Annotated in this window: 20 protein-coding genes; 16 read left to right on the top strand and 4 right to left on the bottom strand. The window is 41.6% G+C overall.

Going from position 1 to position 23181, the window contains the following annotated elements; all coding sequences use genetic code 11:
- Nucleotides 1-427 precede the first annotated feature (427 nt).
- On the bottom strand, nucleotides 428-1075 hold the full coding sequence (locus LFUMFP_RS00685; RefSeq protein WP_025083550.1) for a deoxynucleoside kinase: 648 nt from the start codon (nucleotides 1073-1075) through the stop codon (nucleotides 428-430).
- 211 nt (nucleotides 1076-1286) lie between these two features.
- Between LFUMFP_RS00685 and LFUMFP_RS00680 the strand changes: the two genes are divergently transcribed.
- The 8 genes from LFUMFP_RS00680 (at nucleotide 1287) to LFUMFP_RS00645 (ending at nucleotide 9764) form a co-directional block, all read left to right on the top strand.
- Nucleotides 1287-2867 carry a helix-turn-helix domain-containing protein gene (locus LFUMFP_RS00680; RefSeq protein WP_106482848.1) on the top strand — a complete coding sequence of 527 codons (1581 nt, stop codon included), beginning with the start codon at nucleotides 1287-1289 and terminating at the stop codon, nucleotides 2865-2867.
- A gap of 289 nt (nucleotides 2868-3156) precedes the next feature.
- Nucleotides 3157-4437 (top strand): serine--tRNA ligase, encoded by a 1281-nt coding sequence (serS, locus tag LFUMFP_RS00675; RefSeq protein WP_106482847.1) that lies wholly within the window; start codon nucleotides 3157-3159, stop codon nucleotides 4435-4437.
- 236 nt (nucleotides 4438-4673) lie between these two features.
- Nucleotides 4674-4895 (top strand): type II toxin-antitoxin system PemI/MazE family antitoxin, encoded by a 222-nt coding sequence (mazE, locus tag LFUMFP_RS00670; RefSeq protein WP_106482846.1) that lies wholly within the window; start codon nucleotides 4674-4676, stop codon nucleotides 4893-4895.
- Nucleotides 4892-5263, top strand: a complete 372-nt coding sequence (locus LFUMFP_RS00665; RefSeq protein ID WP_025083547.1) for a type II toxin-antitoxin system PemK/MazF family toxin — start codon at nucleotides 4892-4894, stop codon at nucleotides 5261-5263. The genes mazE and LFUMFP_RS00665 overlap by 4 nt, the downstream gene beginning before the upstream one ends.
- 290 nt (nucleotides 5264-5553) lie before the next feature.
- Entirely contained in the window at nucleotides 5554-6423 is an 870-nt protein-coding gene (locus LFUMFP_RS00660) for an ABC transporter ATP-binding protein (protein WP_025083546.1), read from the top strand.
- 12 nt (nucleotides 6424-6435) lie between these two features.
- Nucleotides 6436-7170, top strand: a complete 735-nt coding sequence (locus LFUMFP_RS00655) for a hypothetical protein (RefSeq protein WP_025083545.1) — start codon at nucleotides 6436-6438, stop codon at nucleotides 7168-7170.
- A 92-nt stretch (nucleotides 7171-7262) separates the two neighbouring features.
- Entirely contained in the window at nucleotides 7263-8237 is a 975-nt protein-coding gene (locus LFUMFP_RS00650) for an FUSC family protein (RefSeq protein ID WP_106482845.1), read from the top strand.
- A 90-nt stretch (nucleotides 8238-8327) separates the two neighbouring features.
- Entirely contained in the window at nucleotides 8328-9764 is a 1437-nt protein-coding gene (locus LFUMFP_RS00645) for a glycoside hydrolase family 1 protein (protein WP_025083543.1), read from the top strand.
- A 108-nt stretch (nucleotides 9765-9872) separates the two neighbouring features.
- On the opposite strand, the gene LFUMFP_RS00640 is transcribed toward LFUMFP_RS00645, so the two are convergent.
- Nucleotides 9873-10691 (bottom strand): MurR/RpiR family transcriptional regulator, encoded by an 819-nt coding sequence (locus LFUMFP_RS00640; protein ID WP_106482844.1) that lies wholly within the window; start codon nucleotides 10689-10691, stop codon nucleotides 9873-9875.
- 150 nt (nucleotides 10692-10841) lie between these two features.
- Between LFUMFP_RS00640 and LFUMFP_RS00635 the strand changes: the two genes are divergently transcribed.
- From LFUMFP_RS00635 to LFUMFP_RS00620, 4 genes are all read left to right on the top strand, one after another.
- Complete coding sequence (locus tag LFUMFP_RS00635; protein ID WP_106482843.1) at nucleotides 10842-11534, top strand: N-acetylmannosamine-6-phosphate 2-epimerase; 693 nt, start codon at nucleotides 10842-10844, stop codon at nucleotides 11532-11534.
- A gap of 43 nt (nucleotides 11535-11577) precedes the next feature.
- Nucleotides 11578-13089, top strand: coding sequence for a PTS transporter subunit EIIC (locus LFUMFP_RS00630; protein ID WP_106482842.1), 1512 nt, complete (start codon nucleotides 11578-11580; stop codon nucleotides 13087-13089).
- Between the two features lie 11 nt (nucleotides 13090-13100).
- Nucleotides 13101-13592 carry a PTS sugar transporter subunit IIA gene (locus LFUMFP_RS00625; RefSeq protein ID WP_106482841.1) on the top strand — a complete coding sequence of 164 codons (492 nt, stop codon included), beginning with the start codon at nucleotides 13101-13103 and terminating at the stop codon, nucleotides 13590-13592.
- Between the two features lie 188 nt (nucleotides 13593-13780).
- Nucleotides 13781-16699, top strand: a complete 2919-nt coding sequence (locus tag LFUMFP_RS00620; RefSeq protein WP_456298595.1) for a YhgE/Pip family protein — start codon at nucleotides 13781-13783, stop codon at nucleotides 16697-16699.
- Between the two features lie 45 nt (nucleotides 16700-16744).
- On the opposite strand, the gene LFUMFP_RS00615 is transcribed toward LFUMFP_RS00620, so the two are convergent.
- Both LFUMFP_RS00615 and celB read right to left on the bottom strand, forming a co-directional pair.
- The gene (locus tag LFUMFP_RS00615) at nucleotides 16745-17461 is read right to left on the bottom strand and encodes a GntR family transcriptional regulator (RefSeq protein WP_025083537.1); all 717 of its coding nucleotides are present in this window, start codon (nucleotides 17459-17461) and stop codon (nucleotides 16745-16747) included.
- 58 nt (nucleotides 17462-17519) lie between these two features.
- Nucleotides 17520-18791: a PTS cellobiose transporter subunit IIC gene (celB, locus tag LFUMFP_RS00610; RefSeq protein WP_056950480.1), complete on the bottom strand. Its 1272-nt coding sequence runs from the start codon at nucleotides 18789-18791 to the stop codon at nucleotides 17520-17522.
- A 156-nt stretch (nucleotides 18792-18947) separates the two neighbouring features.
- Here celB and LFUMFP_RS00605 point away from each other — a divergent pair, with 156 nt between their 5' ends.
- From LFUMFP_RS00605 to efp, 4 genes are all read left to right on the top strand, one after another.
- Nucleotides 18948-20345 (top strand): glycoside hydrolase family 1 protein, encoded by a 1398-nt coding sequence (locus LFUMFP_RS00605; RefSeq protein ID WP_106482839.1) that lies wholly within the window; start codon nucleotides 18948-18950, stop codon nucleotides 20343-20345.
- 352 nt (nucleotides 20346-20697) lie between these two features.
- Nucleotides 20698-21573, top strand: coding sequence for a class I SAM-dependent methyltransferase (locus LFUMFP_RS00600; protein ID WP_233210604.1), 876 nt, complete (start codon nucleotides 20698-20700; stop codon nucleotides 21571-21573).
- 82 nt (nucleotides 21574-21655) lie between these two features.
- Complete coding sequence (locus tag LFUMFP_RS00595; RefSeq protein ID WP_106482838.1) at nucleotides 21656-22444, top strand: hypothetical protein; 789 nt, start codon at nucleotides 21656-21658, stop codon at nucleotides 22442-22444.
- 67 nt (nucleotides 22445-22511) lie between these two features.
- The gene (gene efp, locus LFUMFP_RS00590) at nucleotides 22512-23075 is read left to right on the top strand and encodes an elongation factor P (RefSeq protein ID WP_025083533.1); all 564 of its coding nucleotides are present in this window, start codon (nucleotides 22512-22514) and stop codon (nucleotides 23073-23075) included.
- Nucleotides 23076-23181 lie beyond the last annotated feature (106 nt).

Here is a 23181-nt window from a genome sequence, read left to right as displayed (position 1 = left end):
CAAAGTCTAAAAACCAGACTTTATTCACGGAACTAGGCTAATGCTCAGAAGCTACCTGTGAGGATTCACACTCTTTAAAACGTGTTCCTGAGCTAACTTTTTCCGTCTAGCTACAAATGGCGAACCATGACTAAAGGACAGTCATAATTCGCCATTTTAGGCTATACTCAAAAGCTAAACAGCTTAGTCACTCTCTAAACGTGTTCGTCATCACAGCTTCCTGTGCTTAGCGACGTTTCGCAAACAAAGTCTAAAAACCAGACTTTATTCACGGAACTAGGCTAATGCTCAGAAGCTACCTGTGAGGACTCACACTCTTTAAAACGCGTTCCTGAGCTAGCTTTTTCCGTCTAGCTACAAATGGCGAATCATGACTAAAGGACAGTCATAATTCGCCATTTTAGGCTATACTCAAAAGCTAAACAGCTCAGTCACTCTCTAGTGTTTTTAATCGTTCGTCAATCATGTTGATGACTTTTTTACGGTCTGTTTCGTTTTCAACGAAGTCTAGTTGGTCGCCATCGATTTGCATCTTAGGGCTTTCATCGTAGTCGTCATACCAAGCGTCGTAACGTTTGTTTAATTCCTTGTAATAATCATAGAGGGTTGGATCGTAATCCAATTGTTCGTATGAACGGCCCCGTTTTTGAATCCGTGAAAGCATGGTTTCGAAGCTGACCCGCACGTGAACGAGTAAGTCGGGGCGCTTTTTATGGGCAGCGTAAGGTAATTCTTGCATCATGTTATCCAATAATGAATCGTAAACTTGGACTTCAGTATCCGTTGCGCGACCTAAATCGGCATTCAAATGGAATAATAATGAATCTTCAAAAATTGAACGGTCTAAGATATTGTTATCATCAGCGTAAGCTTGTTTGATACTATCAAAACGTTTATTTAAGAAATAGATTTGAAGTAAAAACGCGTATTTCTTAGGGTCCTTATAAAATAATGGTAGGACCTCGTTATCGTCAACGGATTCATAAAAGGCTTCGGTGCCCAAATGATCGGCTAAAAATTTAGTTAAGCTAGTTTTTCCTGCACCGATTGTGCCAGCAAGTACGAGCAATGTCATCAGTCTCCCTCTTTTAACTGCAAATTGTGGTAATCTATTGGTTATTATACAATATATAGTGTTAATTGAGCAAAGCTCACTAGAATATTCTAGCATTTTCGGGTTAAAAAGCAATCTTTGTTTAACTTATTTATAGTTAGCTATTTTTACGATTCAAATAGTGTTAAAATTAATTAATGATAATGAATCACTTTGGGAGGACTAATAAAGGGTGGATAATACTAATATTTATCTGACACAATCAGATTGCGAAAAATATGATTTGCTGCTTGATATAGCTAGTTTAAAGCGCGATGAACTACCGGTCAAAAAGCGGATTGAACTCTCTAGAAATAATAATCCATTAGTTGATGACGTTAATTTAAAACAGGTTGCGACACTTTTGAATCGCAATTATGGCAGTTTATATAATATGTATATGAGTATTGTCGACGATTTGAAAAAGATTGTGGGTCAAGATACGGAAGAAACACAGCTACTATTTAGCGTGCCGTCCGATGTTTATCACTTTTCATTGGTCAGCAAGTCCGATGTTTATGATTTCGTAAAAATATTATTGACTGGTGAAGAAATGGGCTTCCAGACGTTCTGGGAGGACCATAATAGTAGTAAAGCAACGGTTTTACGACATTTAAAGAGTTTACGGGATTTTATTCGTTCTTTTGATGTTCGGATTTTTTATGATCCAATCCGTTTAGAAGGCGATGAAAGTACGATTCGCTTAATTTTGATTATGCTTTTCTGGATGGCAACGGATGGTCATTCTTGGCCGTTTGAAGCAATCGATCGTGATGATGCCTTGGAAGCGTTTGATGTGACTGTTGAACGGTTCCAATTAGCCCAACCGAATATATTGACTCGTGAAATCGGCGGGTATGCGATGGCCGTGATTTATCATCGCGTGATGCAAAAGAAGTTTATTAAAGATACCTCGGCGCAAGATATTATTCGGTATCCAGTGCCTAATATGACTCACGAATTTATGGTGCGGCCATTTACCCGCGAAGCAATCCGCATGCGCAGTATTTTAGCGCAAATGACGGATCAAGAGGCCATGTTAGAATCACTGAACATGTATTATACGTTTAATTTTAGCCCCATCTTTTTGCATAGCAATAACCGGTATGCCTTAGCTGATGGCGAACAACATACGCGTTATGTGCCTGAAATTAATCAGTTTGTCTCGGATTTCGTTGACCGGATTCCGTTAAACGTTCATTATTTCTTGAAATTAGATGACGCAGAAGTCGATATTTTGAAACGGACGTTAATCGCGATGACGGCTTCAACTTATATTTATAAAAAAGACGTGACATCTCGGGTTAACCGTTTCTTATTAGATGCCAATTTGAATTTAAAAGAGGATCAACTCTTGAAACGGGACGTTGAAGATACAGTTGATCATTTATTCATGAATAGTGATGTCGATTTCTTAAAGGACATGCACGATGAAATCGTTAATGGTTACTACAATGTTTTCATACAGCTGATCCAACAGCGAGCGCCATTACACCGAGTCAACGTTGTTTTAGTGGCCGAACAATCTTACATGGGTTATTTAGATCTATTAACGGATTTAAAGGGGATTCGCTACGTCAATATCAGTATGCAAGATGCGGATTTGAAAGACGCCGATATGATTATTACGACCTCGAGTATTGAATTGCCAGACGACGTTAATCCACAAGCGGTGATGTTTAAATGGCGTCGGAATGCGGATAGTGACCATTATGGTCGGATGTATGGCATTCTACGTGAACTTTGGTTACAAAAATCAACAGAATGTGATTGAATTTAATTCGTAAATAGGTTATGCTATGGTCAAGATTTAAACACGCGAATAAGCGCCTATATGGATTTACAGAGAAGTGGCGGTCGGTGCAAGCCATCAAATCCAACATTCCAGCGCAATAGTGGGTAGTGAATAGCTACACGGCTTCTGACCGTTATCAGCAATGAAGGGCACCAGTCTTTAGTGACGGGTGAACTTGGGTGGTACCGCGAATGTGAAGTCTTTTCGTCCCAATTTAGGGGATGAGAAGGCTTTTTTTATATATTTTTTTAAAAAGGGAGCGATTTAGATGTTAGATATCAAAGTAATCCGTGACAACGCACAATGGGCCAAAGACAAATTAGCAACTCGGGGCATTAAAGCCGCAGAAGTGGACGAAGTGATTGCACTCGATGAAAAGCGTCGGGCATTAATTATTAAAACTGAAGAATTAAAACAACAACGCAATACGGCTTCAGAAGCGATCGCCGTTGCCAAACGGAATAAAGAAGACGCAACTGAACAAATCAACGCGATGAAGAATGTCGGGGGCCAAATTAAGGCTTTAGATGAAGAATTAGCTGCCGTTAAAGAACAGGTAGATTACATTTTAGTTCGTCTCCCTAACTTCCCAGCCGATTCTGCACCCGTTGGCCCAGACGAAAGTTTCAGCCGTGAAGAACGCAAATGGGAAACACCTCGTCAATTTGATTTTGAACCAAAAGCCCATTGGGATTTAGGCGAAAAATTAGGCATCCTAGATTTTGAACGCGCCGCTAAAGTTTCTGGTAGTCGTTTTGTTTACTATCGTGGTGCCGGTGCTCGTCTAGAACGCGCCGTTTATAACTTCATGTTGGATCAACATGCTGAAGAAGGCTATGAAGAAATGATTACGCCTTATTTAGTCAATAATGAATCAATGTTCGGGACTGGCCAATTTCCTAAGTTTACTGAAGATGTTTATACGATGACCAATGAAGGCGAACCAATGACGTTGATTCCAACGGCTGAAGTGCCTTTAACGAATTTTTATCGCGATGAAATTTTAGACGCCGCACAATTACCAATTTACGTCACAGCATTATCACCAGCCTTCCGTTCAGAAGCCGGTAGTGCTGGCCGTGATACACGGGGATTAATCCGGATGCACCAATTTAACAAAGTTGAAATGGTTAAATTTACGCGTCCTGAAGAATCATTTAACGAACTTGAAAAAATGACAGCTAATGCTGAAAATATTTTGAAAAAATTAAATTTGCCATATCACGTGATTACGTTAGCAACTGGCGATGCCAGCTTTACAGCCGCTAAAACGTACGATGTTGAAGTTTGGTTACCTGCTCAAAATACGTATCGTGAAATCTCAAGCTGTTCAGATTGTACTGATTTCCAAGCACGCCGCGCCCAAATTCGTTACCGTGACGAAGAAGGCCGGGTTAACTTGGTCCACACATTGAACGGTTCAGGCCTAGCAGTCGGCCGGACAGTTGCCGCTATTATGGAAAACTACCAAAACGAAGACGGCAGCGTCACAATCCCAGAAGCATTAGTGCCATACATGGGCGGCATGACTAAGATAGAAAAGAAATAGAGCGCTAATGACATGCGGTTAAGTTTTGAGGATTAACCTAATAACGGGGATTATGGGCGATTTACCCATAATTCCCGTTATGTCGTTAACCGGAAAAGGCTACTCGGAAAGCGCGTTTCAGATAGAGCGCTGATTCGTGTTGGTCCTTCCTAAAATAAGCAACAGCTTAAAAAGTGAATACATTGTATTCACTTTTTTTAAGCGCTATAATAAAGATAAATAAGGGGGTCGTTGAAATGAGAATTCGTAAACAAGGCAATGCAACTGTTCTAACCGTCCCGGCGAAGTTTAACATGCAAAGTGATGTTGAGTATGTTGCTTACAAAGGTCACGATGACGCGATTACTTTCGTGAAAAAGGCACCCAATATTTTTAAACAAGCTGTGGTCGATCATCAAGAAATCGATATCGGTTCAGAATTTAGTGTCGATAGTCAATCGGGTAATGAACAGATATGAAAATGACAAAAATCGGTTATACACCCCAATTAGGTGATATTGTCACGATTAATTTTGATCCGAGTAAAGGTCATGAAATTCAAAAAACACGACCGGCAATTGTCGTCAGTAACGATGATTATAATCAAGTTACGGGGATGATTGCCGTGTGCCCGATTACGTCAACCAAGAATGTTAAACAGCATTTTGTGCGGATTAATGGGTTAGAGAAAGTGCGAGGCAGTGTTAATCCATTTCAAGTGAGAACCATGGATTTTATGGATGCGGGTCGGGCCGTTAAGTATATTGAAACCGCGCCAGGTGAATTAATCGCAACAGTCCTAATGCACCTAGAAATGGTCTTTGGATTTGACGAACTACACGAATAAGAGCGCTAATTTGGTTGCGGGTAGCAACTGAGCATTAACAAAAATCACCGGTTATCTTGAACTTAAGATAATTGGTGATTTTAGGTTAAGCGGAAGTTGTTGCAACCAAAAGCGCGTTTAGAGCGCTGATCTGAGCTGGTCAGCTTCTGAGTACATCCTAAAATAGTAGATTATGTCTAGTTATTAGTCATAATCTATTTTTTTGTCTCATTTTCCATAAATTTATTAACCTTCACAAATTCGTCATCTTTAAGCGTTATAATACAATTCATTAGGCAAGGAGGATCAGTATGCAAATCGAAGTGAACAACTTAGTGGTCAGTTACCACAATAACATCGCGCTGGATTTAACCGAATTAACGATACCAGACGGCGGCGCTTACGGCATTGTCGGGCATAATGGTGCGGGGAAAACGACATTCTTCAAGAGTTTGACGAATATCATTACTAATTATGCGGGTGAGATTAAAATTGATGGTCAAAATGTACGTGAACAGCCTGCCGTTTTGGGTAAAGTCGGAATTGTCTTAGATGGCATGTCCGTTTATATGGGCCAAACCGGTTGGTTTAATCTCGAATATTTTAGTGGTTTACGGGGCAATTTTGACCGTAATCGGGCGCAAGAATTAGCGACGGAACTCGGTATTAACAACGTCCTCAATCAAAAAGTTAAAACGTATTCGTACGGGATGAAGAAAAAATTAATTCTATTAATGGCGTTATTACATCAACCAGAACTCTTAATCTTAGACGAACCATTCCGTGGTTTAGATTTAGAAACGGTCCAATGGTTCAAAGCATATCTACAAACCTTGGTTGAAAAACAAGAAATGACCTTATTAATTTCAAGCCACGTGCAAAGTGATATTGAAGCGTTATGCAAAGAAGTTTTTGTCATCGATCACGGTCAATTGATTGAAACAATTGATTTAGCGGCTGAAACCGATAAGAAATTACGGATTTTGGACACGACTGATAACGTGCGGGTTCAAGCCATTTTAACGGACTTGGATTATGCGCATGACGTGTTAGCCGATGGGCGCATTCAACTGTCGATTAAAGATCCTAACTGGGCTAAATTACAGGTACAGATGGCGAATGAACAAATTGAAATCAATGAAATCGGTGTGCTCAGCGCATTGAATAACAAGTTAAATTAAGGAAGTGACAAAATGACGGTTCAACGAATTATTAAAATGGAGTTCTTTAAATTCTTCCATGAAAAAGCCTATCTATTGGCGTTTGGGATTATGGCCTTAATTAATATTATCTGGACAGTAGTGACAATCAACGTGGAAAGTATTGATGCGTTGCTCGGTAGTAGCGCCGATATCGAAGTTTTCCTAATGCTGAGTCTCTTTTTATTAATTATCGCTAATTTTATTCTTTTATATTGGTATCCATTCCATATCTTATCGGTGGATTATAATAACGATGTGTTAGCGTTGATGATGGCTTCAGGGATTAAACGGAAGCATTTATTTTATGCAAAATTAGTCGCAGCAATTTGTTTATCAGTACTAGCGGCGCTCGTTTTATTGCTGATTCCAGCCATTATATTCGTTCTTAAATTGCAACTCAGCAGTAGCTTATGGACGATGATGACGTATTCAATCACGAAAGGGCATGCTGTTTTATACGTGATTGATTTGATTATTGGATACTTAACAACGGTCACGCTAATGCTCTTAGCTTGTACTTGGATGCGGGGGGCTAAAAAAGCGATTCTCGTGTTTATCGGTTTAACTTGGGTCTATCAGTTAGTAACGAATTTGATTGTTAACCTTGTGCCGATTGCGGATACTAACATTACGGGACATTATTGTTTAGTTTACGGTCTTGAAATTATTGCCATGATTCTCTTCGGTTATTTAACCCAAAGAATGATGGCCAAGCAGAATTTATAAAGCAGTGTACCGGGCAAATCTTAATTAGGTTTGCCCGGTATTTTGTTGTATACTGTTTCCTAATTATCAAAAAGTGGTTAGGAGTTAGCGTCGTGAAAAAAGGGTGGCAATTAGTGAGTCGAAAGTTCGGGTTATTAGTCTTTATTTTGGTTTTTATCGGGGGCTTTAAAGGAATCTTTGGCCCGACAAGTCTATACGTTGGGGTGTTTGTGTTGACTGGGTTATTGATGTTTAAAGAAATGCCATTAGGGGTTTCTTTAAAACGTCAGTGGTTACTGGTGCCGGCGTTTTACGGGTTAGTAACGGTGGTCCCTTATTGGTTAACATTGGTTTTGCCGGAATTCGTAAAGCTGTTCTTAGTGGCGAGCACGGTATTAATTATTCTATTAGTGTTGGTCAGGACCCTGCAGTATCAAAGTTACATTCCCTTTTTGATGTTATTTGCGTTGAATCAACAAGATCGCACACCAATTGGGCCGCGATTGGTAGCCGCTTTAGTCGGTGGATTAGTCGTGGTGCTAGTGGCTGTACTTTATCGAAAAGAACGCGCGAAAAATTGGCCCGATTCGTTAGAAAAAGCCGCCTTCAAACCAAGTTTGCAACAGAATCAAAGCCTGATTATTAAATTAACTGCCGGAATTCTCTGCGCCTATCTGGTTGGGCAGTGGCTAGGTGCCGTTAAGGTTGGTTGGATTATGTTAACGGTGATTTCATTAACACAACCGGATTTGGCACTCACCCGGCAAAAATCAGGGCAACGATTGACCGCCACTGTCATCGGGCTGCTAGTTTTCACGTTGTTATTCTTAGTGTTAGTACCGAAAACTTACTTTGCCACCTTATTAATTGGGATTAGTTACGCTTATATGTTTGTAAAAACCTATTTTGTTAAAATGATTTTTAATACGGTTAATGCGCTTAATGCCGCGGTTTTCTCGCTGTCGTTAACGCCGAATGTGATGTTAGTCGAACGCCTATTGTTCGTTTTATTCGGGGTCGTCGTCGTTTATCTGATCGGTTTTGCGTATCGCTATTTTGAACGCAATCTAACGCACCAAACAGCTTAATCCGAAAGGGTTAAGCTTTTTTAGGGATAATAATAGTAAGCGCTTTAAAATTATAGTACAATATTGGTATAGACATTAGGAGGGATTTAGATGACAAAATTTCCAGACGGCTTTTTATGGGGCGGGGCAACGGCTGCGAATCAACTAGAAGGTGGCTATCAGGATGGCGGTAAAGGCCTTTCAATCGCTGACGCTTTACCAGGCGGTCCAGACCGCTTCAAAATTGTCCAACAACCTGATTTTGATTGGACGATTGATGAACAACGGTATACCTATCCCAATCATACGGGGATTGACCATTATCACCGTTTCAAGGAAGACATTGCACTTTTTGCCGAGATGGGTTTTAAATGCTACCGCTTCTCAATCGCCTGGTCGCGGATTTTTCCACAAGGTGACGAACTTGAACCTAACGAAGCCGGTTTAAAGTTCTACGATGCCGTGATTGCGGAATGTTTGAAATATAAGATTGAACCAGTGATTACGATTTCACATTATGAAATGCCGTTAAACTTGGCGAAACTATATGGCGGTTGGGCTAATAAACGATTAATCACGTTTTATGAACGGTTTGCGCGGACCGTTTTAACCCGATATCACGACCAAGTCAGCTATTGGATGACGTTTAATGAAATCAATAGTGCTGCGCATTTTCCAGTGATGAGCCAAGGCTTAGTCCCAGCCAATGGCGCCAATCAGAAGCAAAATATTTTCCAAGCGTGGCACAATCAATTTGTGGCTGGCGCCATGGCGGTTAAAATCGGCCATGAACTTGATCCGCATTTACAAGTCGGGTGCATGTTATTGTTCGCAACGACTTACAGCTACAATGCCAATCCGGTGAACCAGTTGGCGACAATCCAGCAGAATCAGGATTTCAATTATTTCTGTGGGGATGTCCAAATTCGCGGCGAATATCCAGCGTATACGAACCGGTTAATGCGCCAATATGGGTTCACTTTTAACGATTTGAATTGGAACGATGAAGAATTAGCACTCTTAAAGGCCAATCCGGTTGATTATATCGGCTTTAGTTATTACATGTCGGCGGCTGTTGAAGTGACGGCGGAACAAGAAACGGTGGCCGGTAATTTATTGGGTGGCGTCAAAAATCCATTCCTCAAAGCGAGCGACTGGGGTTGGCAAATTGATCCTGTTGGCCTCCGAATCGCCTTGAACGAACTCTATGATCGTTACCAAAAACCGTTATTCATCGTTGAAAACGGCTTAGGGGCCGTCGATCAAATCGACGCCCAACACCAAGTGGACGATGATTATCGGATTGATTATTTGCGCGAACACATCGAAGCGATGGCCGGCGCAATCGGCGATGGCGTCGATTTAATCGGCTACACACCTTGGGGTTGTATCGATTTAGTCAGTGCTTCGACCGGTCAAATGTCGAAACGTTACGGTTTTATCTACGTCGACTTAGACGACGCGGGCCAAGGCACGCTCGATCGGTACCGCAAGAAATCGTTTGGCTGGTATCAAACGGTAATTAAAAGTAATGGGGAACAACTATAAATAATCAGTATGAGAGTCGACAGTCTACCAGCTGCCGGCTCTTTTTTGGTCGTTTTGAACATCAAAAAAACGTAACCCCGTTAGAAGTTACGTTGAAAACTTGATTGATTAATCCAAACTCTTATCCAAAATTGACCGTAAGACGGTTTCTTTAAGTTTGAGAGTATCAACTTGGTTAGCGCGTTCATAGCCGTTGACAAGAACGTCACAAATATAGAGCTGGGAGACTTTACCAGCTAGTGAGCCACCGTTTAGGAATTCTTCAATCGCAGTTTGCAAGACGACGTCGCCTTGTTGGGCAATTGGTGAGAGTAAATAATTGGTGATGCTGATGATTTTGGCGTGATTTTGTTTAGCAATTGTCACGGAATCGTAAGTATCTTTGGTTTTACCCGAAAGTGAGAAAGCAATCACGAGATCGTCCTTGGATAAAAGGGAGGCGACTTGGGCCTGAAAATGGGGATCGATGACGGCTTTGGCCTGAACGCCAGCGCGCAAGAACATCCCTTCTAAATCAGTACTCGTGTTACCACTACTGCCGACCCCGAAAATATAGACATGGCGCGCTTCAGTCACCAATTTGACGGCCGCTTCAACATGCTCGATATTAATCAGTTGTTGGGTTGCTAGGACGGCATCGACGAGGCGTTTTGAAACGACATCAGCAAAATTGACGGTTTGATCAGTCGCTTCGTGATGGTTAAAATCTTCTTTGGCAATTTCGATTTTTAAATCGGAGAAACCAGAGAAACCGAGTTTTTGACAGAAACGAATGATGGTCGCATCACCAACGCCGGTATTTTTTTTGACGTCGCTAATGGTACTGTAAATCACTTTATCTTGGGCGGAAAGAATGAAATCAGCGACTTTTTTTTCAGATTTAGTGAGTTTTGGATAATGTTCACGGATTAAATGTGTATAGCTCATGAGTTGTCCTTTCAGGATACTAGTAACCTAAGTTTGCAATTAATGACCAACAAAGTCAATTAAAATAAAGCGTTTGCATTTCGTTTGGAGTATGTTATAGTTATTTCGGAGAGAAGTTCCAAAATAATAACAAATTGGAGGGAAAATGAAATGGACAAACAAACTTTTATCAATCAAATTCACGACGGTCTAATCGTCTCTTGCCAAGCGTTACCTGGTGAACCTTTATATACTGAACAAGGTGGTGTCATGCCACTATTAGCCAAAGCCGCTGAAGAGGCCGGTGCAGTTGGGATTCGCGCCAATTCGGTTCGCGACATCCTTGAAATCAAAGCGGTTTGCCAATTACCCATGATTGGGATTATCAAACGCGATTATTTACCTGAAAAACCCTTTATCACAGCCACGATGCGTGAAATCGATGAATTAGTCGCAACCGGTGTTGAAGTCATTGCGTTGGATTGTACATTGCGCAAGCGTCATGACGGGTTAACGATCAACGAATTCATTCGCGACGTTAAAGCCAAATATCCCGATCAATTATTGATGGCTGATATTTCAAATCTCGAAGAAGGTCTGAACGCAGCCAAGGCCGGTGTTGATTTTGTGGGTACAACTTTAAGCGGTTACACGGAAGAAAGTCCTAAACTAGAGGGCCCCGATATGGTGTTACTAGAACAATTAGTTGCCCATCAGTTATCAGTCGTCGCAGAAGGTCGGATTCATACACCTGAACAAGTTAAAGCCGTTAAAGCAATCGGGACCACCGGGATTGTCGTTGGTGGCGCCATTACGCGTCCTAAGGAAATTGCCCAACGGTTTATCGCAGCACTTCAATCATAGTCATTCATGCTCAAAGATAGCTTGAATTCTGGGAGGAATTAATATGTTTAAGAAATTTTCGCAATTGGGTCGCGCTTTCATGTTGCCGATCGCTATTTTACCAGCAGCCGGTCTATTACTGGGTTTGGGTGGGGCGTTAACTAATAAAAGTGCCCTACTCGCTTATCCATTCTTGGATCAAACGTGGTTACAAACGATTTTATCAGTGATGAGTTTTGCGGGGAATGCCGTTTTTGCGAACATCGCGCTCATTTTTGCGATCGGGATTGCCGTTGGTTTAGCCGAGGGTGATAAAGGGACTGCCGGATTAGCCGGTGGGGTAGCCTTTCTAGTCTACACCGCAACAATTAGCGGCTTGTTGGAAATGTTTGCCGCTAAAGGCGCAACGATTGATACCGGTGTTGTCGGCTCAATCGTTGTCGGGGGCACCGTTGCCTTCTTGCATAACCGCTATCGTAAAATTGAATTACCACAATTTTTAGGCTTCTTCGGTGGTTCACGCTTTATTCCAATCGTTTCATCTTTCGCCGCAATTGCACTGGGAGCCTTTTTCTACATGATTTGGCCACCTATTCAAGACGTATTAATTATGGCGGGTAAAGAAATTGCCCACATGGGGAGCTTCGGTTCATTCTTATACGGCTTCCTATTGCGTTTAACCGGTGCGGTCGGGCTACACCATACGATTTATCCGATGTTCTGGTATACGTCATTAGGTGGCACCGAAGTCGTTGCGGGTCATACCATCTCGGGTGCCCAAAATATCTTCTTTGCGCAATTAGCTGATCCAAACCATACGGGTCTATTCACTTATGGCACGCGGTTCTTCGCCGGTCGGTTTGCAACCATGATGTTTGGGATTCCAGCCGCTTGTTTGGCGATGTACCGCGCTATTCCTAAAGCTAATCGGAAAAAGAATGGTGGGCTCTACTTTAGTGGCGCACTCACGTCATTCTTGACGGGGATTACTGAACCCGTTGAATACACGTTCTTATTCGTTGCACCATGGTTATACGTAATCCACGCTTTCTTAGATGGTTGTTCATTCTTCGTTGCCGATATTTTAAACATTCGGATTGGGAATTCTTTCTCCGGCGGTTTAATTGACTTCTTATTATTCGGAGTCTTACAAGGCGAAGCCAAGACCAACTGGTTGAAAGTGATTCCAGTCGGGATTGTCTGGGCACTTGTTTATTATTTCGTCTTCAGTTTTGCAATTCGTAAGTTCAAAGTGGCGATTCCTGGGATGGAAGATGACATTGTTGCTGATGCCGCGGCGATGCCTAAAGCAACTGGCAAAAAATCAACGTTAAACGATGAAGCTCAAATCATTATTGAAGCGCTCGGCGGGGATGCGAATATCGAAACCGTTGCAGCTTGTGCCACGCGTTTACGGGTTGCCGTCACTGATGGCAAGCTTGTTGATCAGGCACCAATTAAACAATTGGGCGCCACAGCTGTTTTCGAAGTCAACGGTGGGATTCAAGCCGTCTTTGGCGGGAAAGCTGATTTATTAAGTCAAGAAATCAATCAAATATTAGGACGCGACGATTAGGAGGCAATCAGATGTTTAAACTATTTAAAGCCAAAGAAGTTAGTACTGAATTAGCAGCACCAATTACGGGCCAGTTTGTACCGTTAGACCAAGTGGCCGACCCCGTTTTCGCACAAAAGATGGCCGGTGACGGCTTCGGTGTTCAGCCAACTAGCGATACGGTTTATTCACCCGTTAGCGGCACGGTCACCAACGTTTTTAAAACCAAACACGCGTTAGGCATTCAAACGGACTCCGGGTTAGAAATCCTCGTGCATATCGGTTTAGATACGGTCGAATTAGCGGGCAAACCATTCGAGATCTTAGTTGAAGAAGGTCAGAGTGTTTCAACGACTACGCAACTAGCGAAGGCTGATTTCGAAATGATTCGTGAAAGTCAAAAAGCCGAAACGGTGTTAGTGTTGGTCACGAATATGGATCGCGTCAAGACGTTGACCTTTGAAACATCAGCAGACGTAACCGTCAATGCGGCTGAAACGGTCGGAACCGTCATCACACAATAAATAACCTATTTATAGAAGAAACACGACTAATATACTTAATTAGTCGTGTTTTTTTGGCTATTTTCAGACAATAGGTATTTAGGACTTGAAAGTTTTCAAAAAAAGCGGTAAGATAGTCAAGTTATTATGGATATTAAATGTAATTGATTGTAAAACAAAAGTATATAAGGAGTTTGGCAGAAATGAAAATGGTTCAAAATGAATTTAAGTTCATTGCTAAGAATAAAATTATCTTGATTTCGTTAATCGCGATCATGATTATTCCGTTCTTGTATAGTATCTTCTTCCTGAAATCAGTTTGGGATCCTTACGGTAGTACCGGAAATCTACCAGTGGCCGTCGTCAATAATGACGTCCCAACCACTTATGAAGGTCAAAAATTAAACGCAGGGAAAGATTTGGTCAAAGAATTAAAGAAAAACGACCAAATCGGTTGGCGTTTTGTGTCAGCTAAAAAGGCAAAACAAGGGTTAAAAGATAAGGAATATTACACCGTAATTACCTTACCTAAAAACTTCTCAGCCAATGCGGCCACCGTTTTAGATAAGCATCCTAAGAAAATGCAAATCAACTATAAAACGAACGATTCATTGAACTTCATCGCTGAAGTCATCAGTGAAGCGGGCGCTAAGCAAGTCAATGCTGAATTACGGGAAACCGTCACGAAGTCGTACGCTAAAGTCATGTTTAAACAAGTTAAGACGGCCGGCAAAGGTTTCACAACCGCTGCTAAGGGCGCTAAGAAGTTAACGGATGGTTCAATTACGTTAGCGGACGGTTTAAACACTTATACGGCGGGTGTCGACAAAGTCAACGATGGTGTCATGACGATGAAAACAAGCGTTGTGCCATTATCAGACGGCGTCAAAAAGTTAGCCGATGGTTCAAAAGCATTGGACACAGGTCTCCAAACGTTAAACGGCAAGACCGGCACATTAGCATCAGGTGCCAGTCAATTAAATAGTGGGGCCAGTCAATTAAATACTGGTTTACAAACGTTAAATAGCAAGACCGGTGCACTCTCAACTGGTGTTACTCAGTTGAACAGTGGCGCAAGTCAATTAAATGGCGGACTGAATAAATTAACTGCTAATAGCGATGCCTTAAACGATGGTGTCGATACTTTGGATGGTGGTGTTAGTCAATTACTTGCAGGGAGTTCTCAACTAACGGCAGGACTAGTCGCTGCGTCTAATGGTATTGATAAAAAATTACCACAAAAAGAAGAAATTACGAAATTAGTAGGTGGTTTAGGTAGTATTGATTCTGGAATTCAGCAGATGGATCAAGAATTGAACCATTCTAGTATGCCTGATATTGATGCAGCTGGCATTACATCTGGTTTGATGAATATTAAAAATAATTCTAAAAATACAGGTAATCTTTTACAAAGTACGGGAGCTAGTCTTGGTAATATAAATACAAAACTTTTCGACCAAACTAATACAAATAGTGCTGCTGTTAACCTTGGTAAAACAAAGGCAGAACTTGAACAAATTAGTAGTTTAGTTCAATCTTCAGGTGCTACGGATGCTGAAAAAGCTAAAATTATGGCATTGGTAGGTAGTGCTGGTGCAAGTACTCAAGCTGTTGGGACACAATTAACTTCAGCTGGTAGTGATGCTGCTAATATTAAAACTAATTTAGGGTTAATTGGTGCAGATACGGCTTCTAATGGGGAAAGTTTAAAAACTATTTCAAGTCAAATGCAAACAATTCAAGCGTTAATTCCTAAATTAACAAGTTTGAAAGCGGGCGTTGCGGCGTTGGCTTCTGATGATCCTGAAAATGGTGGTCATACGGCGCTTGTTCAAGCACAAGGTGCGATTACCCAATTAGTTAGTGGACTTGAAACGGTTAATGCTGGCTTGAAGCAAACCGGAAGCACGCCGAATACAATGGGCGCTATTCAAGCTTCATCAACAATTAATGCTGGCTTAAAACAAGTTCAAGTTGGGCTTAAAGGAACTACTGGTAAATTAGGATTAGTACCTGGCCTTTTGACATATACAAATGGAGTAGCATCAGCACAGGCAGGTAGTACCCAACTTGCTGCCGGTACGACTCAACTAAACGGTCAAGTGCCTGCTTTAACCGGTGGCATTGGTCAATTAGCTAGTGGTTCAAGTCAATTAGCTGCCGGTACTGCTCAATTGAATAGCCAAGTCCCACAATTAACGAGTGGTGTTAGTCAATTAGCGACTGGTTCAACAACCTTAAATGGTGGTTTGGTCCAATTGAATGGCAAGATTCCAACTTTAACAAGTGGTGTTGATCAATTAGCTGATGGCACAAGCCAATTAGCGGCCAACTCAACTAAGTTAAACTCTGGAGCCACTCAATTGAAGAATGGTAACAAGACTTTAACCACTGGGTTGAACACCGGTGCTAACAAAGTCAACTCAATTAAATTAACGAATAGTACCGCCGATATGTTCGCGGCACCAAGTGATTTGAAACATTCTAATTATAGCTATGTGCCAAATTACGGCCATGCTTTAGCACCATATGTTTTATCATTAGCGTTATTCGTTGGGGCAATCGTCTTTAACTTTGCTTATCCAATTCGTAAGATTTCAATGGAAGGTCAATCAGCAACTGCTTGGTTCTTGAGTAAAATTGCGGTTGGCGCAATTGTCGCAATCGGTATGGGCTTAATTGAACCAGCCTTGATGATGGTTGCAGGCTTAAACGTCGATCATCCAGCACAATTATTCCTAATCTCAGTCACCTTCGCGTTAACCTCGATGGCGATTATCATGTTCCTATCAATGGCCTTCGATAATCCAGGTCGTTTCTTAGCCATGGTACTCCTGATGTTACAATTAGGTGGTTCTGGTGGGACGTTCCCAATGGAAATCACGAACCATTTCTACAATGTGATCCATCCATTCTTACCAATGAGCTATTCAATATTAGGCTTCAGACAAGCGATTACGTCTGGCTTAGGTAACGGTCAAATTGTACAAACATTCTTTGTACTCTTATTATTCATCGCGATTGCGCTAGTGCTATTATGGATTAGCATGACTCATTTGCAAAAAATCGGCCAAGCCGGTATTTCGCAATTAGATGATAATCAAAAATTACAAGATGTTGAAAAATAGCACTAAATAAAAAAGCTAACCAGGTGGTTAGCTTTTTTTGTGTCTTTAACTTTTAACATCGAGATACGTATAACTCCGGCGGTCGTATCGGTTGCGACTACGTGAATATTCAATCGGTTCACCGTTATCCAAATAAATCACTTGTTCGACCTCTAGGACGGGATCTGTCGGTGCGCAATCGAGATATTTCTGATCGTATTCATCAGACTTATCAGCTTGAATATTCCGAAAAGCGCCCGCAAATGTTAGGTGTAAGGTCTCTTTCAAGTAGTTATACACCGAATGCTTTAGAACGTCATCGGTTAGACCGGGGGCCCGAGTGACGGGCATGTAGGTGTGTTCAAGCGTCGTATTAACACCATCAATGATCCGCAACCGAATAATTTCATAAACCGGTTCTTGATCGGCAAGCATCAGATATTCTTGGATTTCAGGTGTGGGGAAGACGACTTCAAATTGAATGATTTCGCTGGTTAAGGTCTTACCTAAACGGGCAATGTCCGCGGCCATACCGTCGTATTGATTTGCCGGCATCGCGGCCTTATTCCAAAAAGAATGGTCCAGAATCTTTGTGCCGGCACCCCGACGTGCTAAAACGAGACCCTCCATGGTTAAAATCGTAATGGCTTTTTTAACAGTCATCCGACTAGCGCCGAATTCTTGAACGAGGTCGATTTGATTAGGTAAAAGTGTATTGGCCGGATAAACGCCTTTTTTAATCCGTTGGCGTAATGTATTCGCAATTTCTTCGTATTTTGGCAAAAAAATACCCCGCTTTCTTTCTCTAGTGTAGTAGAAAGTGCGGGGTAAGACAATCTTTTTAGTTCGTTAAGGGATCTTTTTGACGATCTAACATCTTAAGGAATGGGAACCAGATTAATCCGACAATCACCACGTCGATTAATTGGAGAATCCCACCGAGCACTGAGTTAGTGGCTAACATCCCACTGAAGAAGATTGGGACCGTCCAAGGAACGGAAACCCCAGTTGGCGCTGGCACCAAACCAATCGCCATAACAGCGTAATTAAGAACGGTTACGATGAGGGGTGCGATTAACCAAGGGATGAAGATTGAAGCGTTCAACACGATTGGCATCCCGAAAATAACGGGTTCATTAACGTTGAAAAGTCCAGGCGCTAATGCGAGTCGACCGACATCACGATATTGTTTCTTCTTCATCACGAAGGCCATCAAGATAACGACTGCTAAAGTCATCCCAGAGCCGCCTAATCCGACGGTGAAGGTTTCCATGAATGGTTTAGTGATGATATGTGGGAGTGCACGGCCGGCTTTATAAGCATCTAAGTTTTCGAGCATCAGTGTGTTCCAGATGGGATCCATCACTGAATTGACGATAATTTGACCGTGAAGTCCGAAGAACCAGAGTAGTTGGACAAAGAAGAGGGCCACTAAGGTTGCGGGTAAGCTACTACCCAAACCGACTAATGGTTTTTGGATGACTTCATAAATCACATCGTGTAAGTTGACATTGAATAAGCCAGTAACGGCAGCTTGTACGGCTAAGAAAATCGTTAATGTTAAAACGGCTGGAATCAAAGCGGCAAAAGATTTGGAAACTGCTGGCGGAACACCGTCAGGCATTTTAATTTGCCACCCTTTTTTAGTGAAGCGACAATAAAGTTCAGCAGCGATAAACGCGGCAATCATGCCAAGGAACATCCCTTTAGCACCCAGTCGATCGAGACTTAAAACGCCGGAAACGTCGACGCCTTTATCAGTCGTCATCATAAATGGCGTTAGAATCAGGAAGCTGGCAAAGGCAACTGCGCCCCCGAATATGCCATCAACATCGTAGGAATCCGATAGGTAATAACCAATCCCGAAGGTGACGAAAACAGTCATAATCGACATCGTCGCATTTTGACCATTGCCTAGTAGTGACGTTAAAGTCGCTTTAGTCGCATCATTAAAGAAAGGTAAATTAGTAATAACAACAACAATTGAACCAAACATTGTAAGAGGGAATGAGAGCATAAAAGCATCACGCAAAACAGTTAAATAACGATTTTGACCAAGCTTAGTGGCAAGTGGCATGATATGTTTGTTAAGCATGTCCATAAAATGATTCACGGCAAGCACCGTCCTTAAATAAATTTGTAATCGATTACAAAACTTAATATACCACGCACAATAATAAAAGTCTAGACATTATAAATATTTGAATGGCTTTTTGATGAAAACGTTGTTATACTAAATTTATTCAAATAAGAAGGAGCTGGATTGACGATGACATTTTATAAATTTCCAGAAAATTTCTGGTGGGGATCAGCTGCGAGCGGTCCGCAAACAGAAGGCCGGATTGACGGCGATGGTAAAGGGGATAATATCTGGGACTATTGGTATCAACAAGCGCCAGAAAAATTCTTTAACCAAGTCGGACCAGCCAAAACGTCAGATGTGTATCAACAATTTAAAACTGATATTCAATTAATGAAACAAACGGGGCATAACTCTTTTAGAACCTCAATTCAATGGAGTCGTTTATTTCCAGAAGGTACGGGTGCGGTCAATCAAACTGCGGTTGATTTCTACAACGCGTACATTGATGAACTCATTGCCAACGACATCGAACCGTTTATGAATTTGTACCATTTTGATATGCCAATGGCGCTCCAAGAACAAGGCGGTTGGTTGAATCGTAAAACAGTCGATGCTTACGTGAATTACGCGCAAACCTGTTTTGAATTATTTGGGGACCGCGTCAAGAAATGGTTTACCCATAATGAACCAATCGTGCCCGTTGAAGGGGGTTATTTGTACCAATTCCATTATCCTAATGAGATTAATTTACAACACGCCGTTCAAGTCGGTTATCACGAAACGTTGGCGAGTGCCAAAGCGATTGAAGCCTATCATGCGCTCAATCAAGGTGGTCAAATTGGGATTGTTTTGAATTTAACGCCCAGTTATCCACGCGATGCCAAGAATCCAGCTGATGTTAAGGCGGCCAAGATTGCAGATGCCTTTTTCAACCGATCATTCTTAGATCCCGCAGTTAAAGGTGAATTTCCAAGTGATTTAGTCGCATTATTAAAAGAGAATCAATTACTCCCTGATTATCAAGTCGGCGATTTAGAGACAGTTAAGGCCAACACGGTTGATTTGTTGGGGATTAATTATTACCAACCACGCCGGGTGAAAGCCAAAGAAACACCAATTGATCATACTCACGGGATTATGCCAGATGATTTCTTCGATAATTACGAGATGCCGGGTAAAAAGATTAATCCGTATCGTGGTTGGGAAATCTACGAAAAAGGGATTTACGATATTTTGACCAATGTTCGCGAAAATTACGGCAACATCGATTGTTTCATCTCAGAAAATGGGATGGGTGTCGAAGGTGAAGAACGGTACCGTAATGCAGACGGTCAGATTGACGACGATTATCGAATTGATTTCGTGAAGGATCATTTGAAATACGTCCACCAAGCCATTCAAGAAGGCAGCCACTGTCTGGGTTATCATATGTGGACCTGCATGGATAACTGGTCATGGACCAACGCCTACAAGAACCGTTACGGTTTCATCTCAGTCGATTTAGACAACGACTGTCAAAGAACAATCAAAAAGTCGGGCCACTGGTTCAAACAAGTAGCAGATAAAGATGGGTTTGAAGATTAGAACAGAGCGCTGATTGAGCGGTTAATCTTCGAGCATAACCTAATAATGACAATTGTGGTTGAGCTTAACCATAATTGTCATTATGTAGTTAGGCGGAGAGGATTGCTCAAGAAGCGCGTTTCAGATAGAGCGCTGACTCAAGTTGGTCAGGCTTTGAGGATTAACCTAAGAAACTCAATTATGGTTCGATCTATAACCATGATGGGGTTTCTGTAGTTAACCGGAAAAGGCTACTTGAGAAGCGCGTTTCAAGTAAGAGCGCGTTAGTTGCGGGCATAGTTGAGCATTAATAAAACCTAACCGGTAATCTAGATTTTAAGATTATTGGTTAGGTTAGATTAAGCGGAAGCTATTGCAACCAAAAGCGCGTTTCAGACAAGCCTATAAAAAAGCAGTCTTTTGGTTGATTTCCAAACCAGAAGGCTGCTTTTTGGCGTTTGACGAATTATTTGGTAAGCTAGGGGGACAGTTAGCGGAAAAAGACGAGGTAGTGAAGATGGACGATGATGTTCAAACATTCTGGGATGATTTTGCGGCCCATTATTATCAGATTCAACAGGAGTCGCAAGTGCCGATTGTCCAGGATGTTCTGGCGTTTTTAAAAGCACAGCGGATTTTACCAACCGAATCACTTTTGGATTTAGGCGGAGGCAGTGGGCGTTACTTGCCGGCCTTAGCAAGCAACAGCCAACAGTATACGATCTCTGATATTTCAGGTGGGATGTTAAATTACGCGCAACAAGAAGCCCAGAAAAATCAGATGACTAATGTTGATTACCGTCAAGAATCGCTAGACCAATGGTTGACGACGACGCCCAATGACACCTATCAGGTTGTTTTTAGCGCTTTAAACCCAAGTGTATCACCTGATAAGCTTCAAGCGATTAGTCAAAAGAGTCAAAAGTGGACGGTATTGCTTCGATTAACGTTAAATGAAGATGATTTATTTAGTCCGCTCGCCCGACGCCTAGGGATTGACGAGTTCGATCCAAATGTAGATGCACAAATCATTGCGGCTTTTAAACAGCAATTACCAGAATCAGTTGTTGAACAGCCGTTTCAATATCAGTATTCGGAATTGATTGAACGCCAATTAGTTGCTGAATATTATGCGGATTATTCAGATCAAGGCCGTTTAAAGCGCGAGTTAGACCGATTATTCCAAAATCAAGCGACTTTAATGAGCCGAACGACGATGACTTATACGTTATTGTCTTGGCGAAAATAAGGGGATTCAGTCGGTTTAAACAAGCTAGTGAGCGTCGGTTATGCTAAAATATGGGTAGGTTAATGAGGGAGGATTTGTTGGCATGCATAAATCAGATAAAACGGTCACACCAACGGCCATTAGTAGTAGTATTCGAACACGCTTTTTTGCCTTACAGATGATTGTTATCGTAGTCTTAGGGGGCTTAACGGTCAAAATCGTGAGCGGATTTAGTCCGTTGATGACCGATTCAGAAATTTTAAATAATACCATTTTAACGGCACTGGCTTCAACGGTAGTGGTCTTAGCGATTTGGTATTTATCGTATAAGTTAATTGCACACCGCATCATGCGCCAAGTGATGGATAAAGATTTAGAAGAAAGTTATATCTTTAAATTATCCCATGCGGCTAGTAGTTTAAGCTTGCATATCGTATATTTCATCAGTATTTTGGTGATTGTTTGGTTGATGATGAGTTCACAAAATGTGCGCAACGATTTAACCGGCTTGCAACTTTTCAAGGGTGATGCGCAGGTCGTTAAAATGGTCGATGATCACAGTTTGAAACAGATTAAACAATTCTATCAACCAGCAGGCACATCCAAAACCAGTTATCTCGGTAGTAATCAAGATCAGGCGTATTTTAAAGTGAATCAAGACGTGATTAGTTTACCGCTGGCCAAAGTCCAATTCGAAGGGCAAGATAACGCCAATAGTACTGGTAAGATGGCGATTCAATGTTACAAACTTAAAAACTCGGCGGACAAACGTTATTTGAAACAACACGTTTATTTGATTAAAACCGGGTTACCAACCGTCCCAATTACGAAGATGTATCAACACTACACGCCACAGTCAAGCACAAGTGTGCCGAAGTTAGATATAGAGTAGCGTAAACGGCTTACATTTGTTAAAGTTAGAGAGTAACCATTTCTGAAATTAAAGGGGATATTTAATCATGATTGAAGCAGTTAATCTGAGAGCCGGCATGACTTTTGAACAAGACGGCAAATTAATTAAAGTTCTAGAAGCTAATCACCATAAACCAGGTAAGGGCAATACTGTTATGCGCGTTAAGTTACGTGATTTACGGACAGGTTCAATCGTCGAAACAACGATGCGTCCTGAAGTTAAAGTTGAACAAGCCATGATCGATACAAAAGATGTTCAATATTTATACACACAAGACGATGTCGCATTCTTCATGGATATGGAAACATATGAACAATATGAAATCCAAACCGATGTCATCGAAGAAGCCACTAAATTCTTGCTAGAAAATATGAACTGCAAAATTCAATTCTTCGGTTCAGAAGTCATCGGTGTGACATTACCATCAACGGTTAACTTACGCGTTGTTGAAACACAACCTTCAATTAAAGGCGCAACAGTGACCGGTTCAGGCAAACCAGCGACAATGGAAACCGGCCTAGTCGTCAGCGTCCCAGATTTCATCAGTGCTGACGAAGTCCTAGAAATCAACACCCAAGAAGGCACATACGTCAAAAGAGCAGCAAAATAAAAGAGTGCTTTTCGTTGCGGGTAGCAACTGAGCACTAATTATAAATATCCAATAATCTTGGTTTTAAGATTATTGGATATTTTAGATTAGGCGGAAGTTGTTGCAA

Origin of the sequence: Latilactobacillus fuchuensis, from assembly GCF_900258455.1 — a bacterium.
Lineage (GTDB): Bacteria > Bacillota > Bacilli > Lactobacillales > Lactobacillaceae > Latilactobacillus > Latilactobacillus fuchuensis.
The sequence above is the reverse complement of the archived record's forward strand: the minus strand, read 5'-3'. Positions and strand labels throughout refer to the sequence as shown.

What these genes read in the sequence shown, in the direction of transcription:
- LFUMFP_RS00620 (WP_456298595.1), top strand. Translation starts at nt 13,781, where the DNA reads ATGGTTCAAAATGAATTTAAGTTCATTGCTAAGAATAAAATTATCTTG.
- LFUMFP_RS00660 (WP_025083546.1), top strand. Translation starts at nt 5,554, where the DNA reads ATGCAAATCGAAGTGAACAACTTAGTGGTCAGTTACCACAATAACATC.
- mazE (WP_106482846.1), top strand. Translation starts at nt 4,674, where the DNA reads ATGAGAATTCGTAAACAAGGCAATGCAACTGTTCTAACCGTCCCGGCG.
- serS (WP_106482847.1), top strand. Translation starts at nt 3,157, where the DNA reads ATGTTAGATATCAAAGTAATCCGTGACAACGCACAATGGGCCAAAGAC.
- LFUMFP_RS00625 (WP_106482841.1), top strand. Translation starts at nt 13,101, where the DNA reads ATGTTTAAACTATTTAAAGCCAAAGAAGTTAGTACTGAATTAGCAGCA.
- LFUMFP_RS00635 (WP_106482843.1), top strand. Translation starts at nt 10,842, where the DNA reads ATGGACAAACAAACTTTTATCAATCAAATTCACGACGGTCTAATCGTC.
- LFUMFP_RS00655 (WP_025083545.1), top strand. Translation starts at nt 6,436, where the DNA reads ATGACGGTTCAACGAATTATTAAAATGGAGTTCTTTAAATTCTTCCAT.
- LFUMFP_RS00640 (WP_106482844.1), bottom strand. Translation starts at nt 10,691, where the DNA reads ATGAGCTATACACATTTAATCCGTGAACATTATCCAAAACTCACTAAA.
- LFUMFP_RS00685 (WP_025083550.1), bottom strand. Translation starts at nt 1,075, where the DNA reads ATGACATTGCTCGTACTTGCTGGCACAATCGGTGCAGGAAAAACTAGC.
- LFUMFP_RS00645 (WP_025083543.1), top strand. Translation starts at nt 8,328, where the DNA reads ATGACAAAATTTCCAGACGGCTTTTTATGGGGCGGGGCAACGGCTGCG.
- efp (WP_025083533.1), top strand. Translation starts at nt 22,512, where the DNA reads ATGATTGAAGCAGTTAATCTGAGAGCCGGCATGACTTTTGAACAAGAC.
- LFUMFP_RS00605 (WP_106482839.1), top strand. Translation starts at nt 18,948, where the DNA reads ATGACATTTTATAAATTTCCAGAAAATTTCTGGTGGGGATCAGCTGCG.
- LFUMFP_RS00595 (WP_106482838.1), top strand. Translation starts at nt 21,656, where the DNA reads ATGCATAAATCAGATAAAACGGTCACACCAACGGCCATTAGTAGTAGT.
- LFUMFP_RS00630 (WP_106482842.1), top strand. Translation starts at nt 11,578, where the DNA reads ATGTTTAAGAAATTTTCGCAATTGGGTCGCGCTTTCATGTTGCCGATC.
- LFUMFP_RS00665 (WP_025083547.1), top strand. Translation starts at nt 4,892, where the DNA reads ATGAAAATGACAAAAATCGGTTATACACCCCAATTAGGTGATATTGTC.